Below are 7807 nucleotides of genomic sequence, written 5' to 3' on the forward strand. Positions count from 1 at the left end.
GAGCTTCAACGCCTCCTGCGCGGCGACGGCACCGACGAGGCCGAGCATAGCGGCATTTGCCAGAATGGTCTTGCGCATCAGTCTCTCCATAGCTGATCGCTGTGTTCCGGATGTCTTTCTGTCTGTGCCTACGCGCCGAGAGGGTTTGCGTCGCCGGCACGCACAGGGCGCTGCATGGCCGCAGTCCGGGCGCTGGTCTTGTTAACCCGCATAATTCATGAAGCTGCGGACTTGTGCTCCGTGGGATGGTTTCCCCGGTCTCGGTTTTCTTGCGCGCACCCGGTGTTTGCGTCCGGTTGGCATGCCGGCCGGTGACTTGGGTCTTGGGCGATACGGGTTGATGTTTCGGGGTTTGTCGGGGCGCATGCGTCAGGCTGTTTTCGGTGGGGCGAGGGCGTCGAAGAGAAGGAGGAGAAGTCCCTTTCGGGGACACGATGCCGGCAGGGTCACGATGATCCGGGTCTTCTTTTCGACGATGGTGGCGGCCAGCTTGACGAGATGCAGCCGCAGCGTGTCGAACTGGGCGCGGCGCCATGGTGAACGTTTTGGGCAAGCCGCGCGAAGCTTCCACCAGACCCAGTAGGCGCAGCCGTGCAGCATCAGGCGCATCTGGTTGGCGTTCGCCTTCGAGCATGATGTCCGGTCTGATGCGAGATGGGTTTTCCACGCCTTGATGTGGTTCTCGGCTTGGCCGCGGATAGTGTCCCAGCGGTTGGTGTAGGAGGCCGCGGGCGAAGCCCTTGGCGTAGCGTAGCGCGCGGCCGGGTGTGACGCTGGTGGTCACCGTCGATCTTCGAGAAGGTTCGGGTTGCGAGACTCGAAACCAAGAACGGAGACGACGATGACCGACGACAGAATGGCGCTGCTTGAGCTGGTTGAAAAGGAGGCCGATGGCGATCTCGTGCGCGAGATGCTGGCTTTCGCGGCCAGGCGGATCATGGAAGCGGAGATTGAGACCAGAACTGGCGTAGCAAAGGGCGTGCGTTCGCCGTCGCGTGAGGTTCAGCGAAATGGATACCGCGAGCGGGACTGGGACACCCGCGCCGGACGGATATCGCTGGAGATCCCGAAGCTGAGGAAGGGAAGCTACTTGCCGAGCTTTCTTGAACCGCGTCGGACAGCCGAAAAAGCACTCGTGGCTGTGATCCAGGAGGCTTACGTGCAAGGCATCTCGACGCGCTCGGTGGACGACCTGGTGAAGGCCATGGGCGCTGGCGGCATGTCGAAGAGCCAGGTCAGCCGGCTCTGCGGTGAGATCGATGAGCGGGTGAACGCGTTCCTGTCGCGGCCGCTGGAGGGCGAGTGGCCCTACCTTTGGCTCGATGCCACGTACCTGAAGGTGCGTGACGGCGGGCGCATTGTCAGCCGCGCCGCGATAGTGGCCATTGCGGTGAACGAGGACGGCAAACGTGAGGTGCCGGGCGTGGCCACCGGCCCTTCCGAGGCCGAGACGTTCTGGACCGGCTTTCTCCGCTCGCTGGCCGATCGCGGCCTGCGGGGCGTGAAGCTGGTCGTTGCCGACAATCACAAGGGGCTGCGGGCGGCTGCGCGTCGGGTGTTCGACGCGACCCACCAGCGCTGCCGCGTTCACTGGATGCGCAATGCGCTTGCCCATGCCCCGGCCAAGCAGCGTACGGCGGTGGCGGCGATGCTGAAGACGATCTTCGCGCAGGAGACAAAGGCCGAGACCGAAGCCCAGTGGGAAGTGGTCGCGGATGCGCTTCGCGAGAAGCAGGAAAAGCTCGGCGCGTTCATGGACGCCTCCCGCGACGACGTCCTGGCCTACATGGACTTCCCGCGCGAGTATTGGACCCAGATCGCATTCACGAACCCAATCGAGCGAGTAAACCGCGAGATCAAGCGGCGCGCCGATGTCATCGGGATCTTTCCAAACGACGAAGCCATTATTCGCCTGGTCGGCGCTCTGATGCTCGAGACAAACGACGAATGTACAATCGCCCGGCGGTACATGTCGCTTGAAAGCCTCGCGCGCGTCACCGACAATGCAGACGTCAGATTGCCCACCGTGGCCACCTGATCAGCTTCGGACCTCTCCGAAGGTCGGCGCTCCTACACCACGCAATGGGGCACTATCTCCACACGGTGCGCAGCTCGGCTCCGATGCGCTTGCGGCTCTCGACGTTCGGAGCGTGATGAATGGCGTTGCGCGCGAGATGGAACTGGCAGCGCTGCCACGTGGCGCCGCCAAGAACAGCCCGCCGGGCAGCACGCAGCCCTGAGTGGTCATCCGAAACGATGAACTCGACGCCGCGCAGGCCGCGGGCGACCAGGCTCTCCAAGAAGCCCCGCCAGGGGACCTCGGCCTCGGACAGGGCCACGGAAACGCCCAGAACACGCCGCCGCTCGTCCGGGCCGATGCCGATTGCCGAGAGCACGGCAGCATCGCGCACCACCCCGCCGTGGCGCATCTTCTCGTACCGGGCATCGAGGATGAGGTACTTTACCTGGCCCAGAGGGCGGTTGCGCCATGCCTCCAGTTCGTCGTCGAGCAGCTTGGCAGCCCGGCTGACCTGCGAGGACGACAGGCTCTCGATCCCAAACTCGCGCATGACAGCCTCGGCGTCACGCGTGGAGACGCCTTTGACGTACATCTCGGCCACCGCCAGCATGACGGACCGAACCGACCGCCGCCCGCGCTCGAGGGATTGCGGATAGAACGGCTCTTCCCCATGCCCGGCAGTCTTGGGCACCTGCACGCTCACCGTGCCCGCAGGCGTGTCGATCCGCTTGGCTTTGTAGCCGTTGGCATAGCCGTGACGCTCGGGCGTGCGCTCATAATGGCTCGCGCCGAGAAACCGCTCCCGTTCGATCTGCATCGCCAGCTCGAAAGCCCGCGCGAACACCGATGCGATCTCGCCGGGCCCGTGCTCGATCAACTGTTCCAAGACCGCCTCAAGCGCCGTATCCTTCCGCCTGTCCATTCGTTCTTCTCCATGGTTGTGTTGCAAGGCCATGGAATACCAGAATGGGCAGCTTGTGCTGGAGGCGCCCCAGCACGAGCTCACGCCCCGCGTCTCAAGCGAATTTCCAGACCTGAGGGTACAGTACCCCTTTGGGTTTCGACGCCGAGATGCGCGCGGGTTTCTGCAAAGGTGACCTCGACCTCCCAACGGCGGACGAAGGGTGCGATGATGTCGGCTGGCTCGCGGGCGGTGTCGGTGCTGAAGAAGGCCTGCGGGGCCCGCTTGCCTTCAGGGTCTCTGACAAGCACCCAGCGGATTGGTTTGGGCGGCGTGCCGGGGCGATACCAGAGTGCGGTGTCCGAGGCGATCTCGAGCGTTTTCCCTTGCTTGCGGCCATACCATGAGGAGACGGTCATTCTGTGCCATGGCGTAGCGGGATCTGAAAGCAAGGTCTTCAACTTGAGCAACGGCGGGCCCTTCTGTGCCGGACGGCCGACGGAGCGCGCATTGCGCTCGGGAGGGGGCGCGAAGAGATTGGCATCGAGCCGGAGCCGGCTGATCAGCGTTGCCCGGCCTGTGATAGCGTGGGCCAGTTCGTGGACGGCGAAACTGCTGTCGCCGACGAAGACGATGTCGCGGTCGGGCAACCAGCGGCAGAGCTGGAGCGCCCCTTGGCGGGCCCAGTCGGTCAGCAGCTTGTGTCTGCGTCCCCGGTGAAGGTTGGTGACGGGGCGAGCAGGGGGAAGACCGGCAGGGCCTTTACGGCACCCGCCCACGGGACCGGCGTCAGCACCATGAAGCTCAACCAGCGCAGTCCGCTGGCCTTGACGAAATGGCCGTGGCTGGAGCGGACGGGATCGCGATAGATGCCGCGTGCTGTGATCCTGCGCCCCCACCGGCGTTCAATGGTGTCGTCCATCCCGATGACTACCGGGCCCTCCGGCACGAGGCGGTTGACGACCATGCTCAGCAGGTGCCGCGCCATGGCGTGGGTGTTCCACCGGGCACGGTTGAGGAGCTGATGACAGCTTGAGAAATTCTGCGCCTCGGCACGCCCGGTCATCCGCAGGCAGGCGCTGACGGTGCGCTTGCCCGGTGCCAGCACTGCACCCATGACCAGAACAAGCACGTGTTCCCAGCTGGGAGCTGTAAAGCACATTCGCAGCTCCTGCAGCCAATCGCGCAGGATCTGGGGAACCGGAACGCCTGTCGGCGGCGGGGAGGTGGAATGTTGCTGCATCCCATGCTTCGAATCCCTCGCCGATCACCATGCAAGTCAGGGGCCCGCGGCAAAGTGAATCACGCATCTTGAGGTGTGCTCATGTATGATCTGCGCATGCTGTACGATGAAATGGTCGCCCGCATCGAAGCTTTCGACGACGCCAATGGTGGCGGTGTCGGCTCCTACAAGAACAAGGGCTCTTGCCATCTCTACCTGCTGGAGACCGGTGTTCGTCAAGGTAGTTGTCGCCTGCACTCGTTTTCACGCTGCGTTCTCGGCTGGGCCGGCCATGGGGCCGCCGCCGCCAGCTTGATGGGGGAGCGCGTCGGCAGCCCCATGGCCTCTGCGCCCGGCATCGGGTCGCTCGGGGTTAAGCCAGACCGAGCCGATGGGCTGCCAGTCGCGGGTCTGACCTGACCAGCGTTCCGGGTGTACGGCGCGGGCCATCTGGTAGACGCGGTGGCGCTCTGCCAGCAGCGCCTTTTCCTCGCCACGATGGCGCTGGTCGGGTGTCACGAAGCGGATGGCGCTGTGCCGATGCTCGGTGTTGTACCAGGTGACGAAGGTCTGGACCCAGATCTGCGCCTCCTCGATCGTCGCGAAGCCGCGGGTTGGCCAACCGGGCGTATATTTGCAGGTCCGGAACAGGGCCTCGGAGAACGGATTGTCATTGCTGACCCGGGGTCGGCTGAACGACGCGGTCACGCCGAGCCGCTCCATCGTCACCTTCATCGTTGCGCCCTTCATGGGGCTGCCATTGTCGGCATGCAGCACCAAGGGATTGGTGAGACACTTCTCGGACCATACCGCACGCTTGAGAACCAGGGCGGCGAAGTCGGCGGTCTCGCGGTCATGGACCTCCCAGCCGACGATCTTCCGGCTGAAGATATCGACGATGAGGTAGAGGTAGAAGAAGGTGCCGGCGATCGGCCCGGGCAGCCACGTGATATCCCAGCTCCAGACCTGGCACGGCGCCTTCGCCTCGAAGCTGGTGGGCGGCTTGGGGCGCGTGGCCGGACGCGCGCGACCGCGGCGATGGTTCTGGCCGCGTTCGCGCAACACCCTGTAAAAGCTGGATTCCGACGCGATGTAGTCGCCGCGGTCAGCCAGCCGAGGCACGATCTGGCTGGGCGGCAGGCTGGCGAACTCCGGCGCGTTGCAGGTGGCGACGATCTTGTCGCGTTCCGCCTCGCTGAGCCGGTTTGTCGGCGCCGGCCGGTCCGCAGACGGACGACGGTCCTCGCAGATCCCGCCGACCGGATCCCGCCAGCGCTGGAGCGTGCGTGGGTTCAGGCCAAGGGCAGCGCAAGCGGCTGTGAACCGAGCTCCGGCTGATACGGCCTCGTCGATGAGGGCTGCAACATGTCGGCGATCGTGAGCAGGCGTCATTCCTCCGCGCCTCCCTCTGGGCCCCAGATCGCCTCGGCCTTTTTTCGCAGGATCATCAACGCGGCGGCCTCGGCCAGCGCCTTCTCCTTGCGCGCCAGTTCCCGCTCGAGCTGCTGCACCCGCTTGTTGGCGTCCCGTGTTTCCCGCGCGATCTGGCGGGACGCCGCTCGTTCCCAGTCGTTGGCCCGCGCGCAGGCCTCCCGCCAGACAGTCAGCTGATCGGGGTAGATGCCGCGGCGCCGACAATATTCGCCAAGCTCCACTTCATTCAGTGACGCCGTCTCGATCACCGCCGAAAGCTTGTCCTCGGAGCTCCAGCCCTCCGGACCTGCCTTGGCGTCGGGTAGAAACTGCCCCTTCGCCCGCGCCTCAGCCCGCCACTTCGCAAGCGTCGCCACGCTGATCCCTTCCTCCTTGGCCAGCCGGCCCAAGGGCATGTTGTTCGGCGGCAGCATCTTCCCGATCACCGCAGCCTTCCGTTCAGGTGAGTAAGCCAATTCGTCGTCCTGTCCCGCCCGCCTCAGTGGATACTTTTAGTGCAAGTGCGGGCGACAACTTCCCTGACAGAGGGGGCCTCGCGGCAATGCAACGAGAAACCGCCGCTCTTCGCGCAGAAGAGGCGCTGCTCCTGCGACGCCTCGACGTTTTGCCAGATGGCGAACACCATGGCATCGCCGTCACAATTCGAGTCGGCTCATCGAATGACGCAGGATTGCGCTGCGTCGAAGTTGTTCACGACGCGCTCGCGGCCGATGCGAATGCAGCGATCCGATTAGCCCCACAACAAATGCAGGGCTAAAGAAATTGATAAAAATCTTCTTCGGCCTGAACAAAATACGCAGACCAAGGTCACATCGAAGAGATGACTCAACAGTACATGAGACTCCCTTTCCATTAATGCGAACCTCAGGAAACCAAGCATTTCAACCCGTACTAGCTATTTCTAGACGGTGTTGCAGACTACACGACTCCCACCCGCAGCCGTCTCGGGACGACGAGATTTCGGGCGACGAGAGGCGTTTCGGGACCGGACCGCATCCATCGTCGGACCTCATCGAAGCCGGTCCGGAACCAGGATTTCGAGCAGTATCCGTGCTTCTTCCGGGCGGGGTATTTGTGTCCCATGAGCTGGGCTGCAGCACGGCAGATGAGGGCGATGGCAATAGCGGTTATGGCGATGAGCAGAGACAACTTGGACGCGAGCGTCAGGCGGGTGTCCTCCAGGTTCAGCCCCCGCGTCTTGCTGTCGGCGAACAGGCACTCGATGAGCCAGCGCTTCTTGTACTGCCGCAGGATGTGCGCGCCAGTGGCTGGATAGGGCGAAGCCACCACGAGAAGCTCGCCGCCCTTGATACGGCGCGCACCGAAGTGGAGCTCGAGGTCAGGGTGACTCGCTCTGCCAGGCAGGACGGCCGTGAAGCCCCGCACACCCCTGCACCGTGACAGCAGGGAGCGCAGGTTCAGCTCGCGGCCGTTGGTACGGACTATCTGGCCCTCCTTCATGCGGATCGCGAAGGGGATCTCCTGCTCGACGAGAAAAGTGAACCATTCCTGGCCGATGAACTCGCGATCCGCCAGCAGCATCCGAACGGTTGAGGCGTCGAAATACGCGAGATACCGCTTCATCAGCGCGATGCGCTGAGCGGTCGTGCTGTTGCCGGAATGCGGGAGCATGGTCCACATCAACGGGACACGGAACCTGGCCGTGATGACGGCCAACACGAGGACGTTAACGTCGGTCTTGCCGATCTTCCAGTTGGTGCGGTCAAGACACAGATGCCAAGGGCGAGGGTTGCCGAGCAGCGAGATCACGATGCCCACGCTCCAATCCTCGGGCAGGCACACGTGTTGGAAGAAGCGTTGCAGACGGCGATAGGTCGATGCAACCATGGCGCGACTTGGCCGCTCGCTCGCGATATGCGTCAGGTTCACCGTTCGGGCGCTGATCATGCCAAGCAGGATCATGCAGAGCGTCTCGAGCCGTGACTTGCCCAACGGCACATGCGGAGTTAGCGTTTTCTGGAGATCGGCGAGAGCACGGATATTCAAGGGACCGTTCCTTTGGCGAGGTCGAGTCCACCAGAAGAATCCNTCTTGCCGGTCTCGGCCACCCCAAAAACGGCTGTGTCGTGTAGTCTGGAGAAGGCGGCGGAGGTTGCGTAACCGTCTGAAACTCTGTATTTTTTGGTTATCGACGCCAAAGATTCAGATTTCAGCAGGACGACCTCCGCCATGACCCAGTCTACGTGCTCCACGCCCCGCCTGTCACCCC

At 63.7% G+C, this 7807-nt stretch carries 6 protein-coding genes and 2 pseudogenes; 2 read left to right on the forward strand and 6 right to left on the reverse strand.

All coding sequences use genetic code 11. From position 1 onward, the window contains the following. Nucleotides 1-369 precede the first annotated feature (369 nt). Nucleotides 370-696, reverse strand: a pseudogene (locus tag JSE7799_RS13615) (transposase); the annotation flags it as partial. Between the two features lie 145 nt (nt 697-841). On the opposite strand from JSE7799_RS13615, the gene JSE7799_RS13620 reads away from it, so the two are divergent. Continuing rightward, nucleotides 842-2038, forward strand: a complete 1197-nt coding sequence (locus JSE7799_RS13620; protein ID WP_055664100.1) for an IS256 family transposase — start codon at nt 842-844, stop codon at nt 2036-2038. A gap of 52 nt (nt 2039-2090) precedes the next feature. Here the strand turns inward: JSE7799_RS13620 and JSE7799_RS13625 are convergent, their stop codons facing one another. The 4 genes and pseudogenes from JSE7799_RS13625 to JSE7799_RS13640 all read right to left on the reverse strand — a co-directional run. Next, nucleotides 2091-2942: an IS256 family transposase gene (locus JSE7799_RS13625; protein WP_055664101.1), complete on the reverse strand. Its 852-nt coding sequence runs from the start codon at nt 2940-2942 to the stop codon at nt 2091-2093. Between the two features lie 80 nt (nt 2943-3022). Further along, entirely contained in the window at nt 3023-3571 is a 549-nt protein-coding gene (locus JSE7799_RS21385; RefSeq protein ID WP_222101768.1) for a hypothetical protein, read from the reverse strand. 41 nt (nt 3572-3612) lie between these two features. Beyond that, nucleotides 3613-4164, reverse strand: coding sequence for a transposase (locus JSE7799_RS21390; RefSeq protein WP_222101769.1), 552 nt, complete (start codon nt 4162-4164; stop codon nt 3613-3615). A gap of 342 nt (nt 4165-4506) precedes the next feature. After that, nucleotides 4507-5990, reverse strand: a pseudogene (locus JSE7799_RS13640) (IS3 family transposase); the annotation flags it as partial. Between the two features lie 128 nt (nt 5991-6118). On the opposite strand from JSE7799_RS13640, the gene JSE7799_RS21395 reads away from it, so the two are divergent. Beyond that, on the forward strand, nt 6119-6334 hold the full coding sequence (locus JSE7799_RS21395) for a hypothetical protein (protein WP_144431713.1): 216 nt from the start codon (nt 6119-6121) through the stop codon (nt 6332-6334). Nucleotides 6335-6495: 161 nt separating this feature from the next. Here JSE7799_RS21395 and JSE7799_RS13650 read toward each other — a convergent pair whose 3' ends face one another. Further along, nucleotides 6496-7584 carry an IS4 family transposase gene (locus JSE7799_RS13650; protein ID WP_055664096.1) on the reverse strand — a complete coding sequence of 363 codons (1089 nt, stop codon included), beginning with the start codon at nt 7582-7584 and terminating at the stop codon, nt 6496-6498. Nucleotides 7585-7807: the final 223 nt, after the last annotated feature.

Origin of the sequence: Jannaschia seosinensis, from assembly GCF_001408515.1 — a bacterium.
GTDB classification, from domain to species: domain Bacteria; phylum Pseudomonadota; class Alphaproteobacteria; order Rhodobacterales; family Rhodobacteraceae; genus Jannaschia; species Jannaschia seosinensis.

Excerpts from the sequence above, each read along its gene's own strand:
- JSE7799_RS13625 (WP_055664101.1), bottom strand. The coding sequence starts at position 2,942 with ATGGACAGGCGGAAGGATACGGCGCTTGAGGCGGTCTTGGAACAGTTG.
- JSE7799_RS21390 (WP_222101769.1), bottom strand. The coding sequence starts at position 4,164 with ATGCAGCAACATTCCACCTCCCCGCCGCCGACAGGCGTTCCGGTTCCC.
- JSE7799_RS13620 (WP_055664100.1), top strand. The coding sequence starts at position 842 with ATGACCGACGACAGAATGGCGCTGCTTGAGCTGGTTGAAAAGGAGGCC.
- JSE7799_RS21395 (WP_144431713.1), top strand. The coding sequence starts at position 6,119 with ATGCAACGAGAAACCGCCGCTCTTCGCGCAGAAGAGGCGCTGCTCCTG.